We start from the raw sequence: 507 nt of genomic DNA, 5'->3' as shown, positions 1-507 counted from the left end.
AGGCCTCCATTCTCGCGACCAGAGGATTAGCCCTTCTCCCGCGAGCGGGACAGGGCTAGTTCACGGCATCGAATTCATCCCGACACGTCTCGAACACGGCCACGGCCTGCTCGATCTCCGCCACCGACAGCCCGCAGTAGCCCAACAAGAGGCCGGCGCGGTCCGGCGGCGCGAGGTAGTACGGCGCGATCGGGTACAGCCCCAGGCCCAGGCTGCGCGCGCGGGCGATGAAGGCTTCGCCGTCGGGCGCGCTGCGGTCGGTCAGCCACACGACCAGATGCATGCCCGCATGCGAATCGTTGATCGTCAGCCGCCCTCGGCTGCAGCGATGCAGCCCGTCGAGCAGCGCGTCGCGCCGTTCCTTCAGCGTCTTCCACGCGCGGCGCAGGTGGCGTTCGAATCCGCCGTCGACGATGAACCGCGCCAGTGCAGCCTGCTCGATGCCGCAAGAGCCGAAATCGTCCTGCCACTTGGCGTTGACGTAATCGCCGCGCAGACCCGCCGGCA

General features: G+C 68.2%; 1 pseudogene. It reads right to left on the bottom strand.

The window, feature by feature from the left end:
* Positions 1-55 precede the first annotated feature (55 nt).
* Positions 56-507 (bottom strand): annotated as a pseudogene (locus J3473_RS19370) (hypothetical protein); the annotation flags it as partial.

It is taken from the genome of Phycicoccus sp. DTK01, from assembly GCF_017312765.1.
Lineage (GTDB): Bacteria > Actinomycetota > Actinomycetes > Actinomycetales > Dermatophilaceae > Phycicoccus > Phycicoccus jejuensis.
This window is presented reverse-complemented; position numbering and strand designations above follow the sequence as displayed.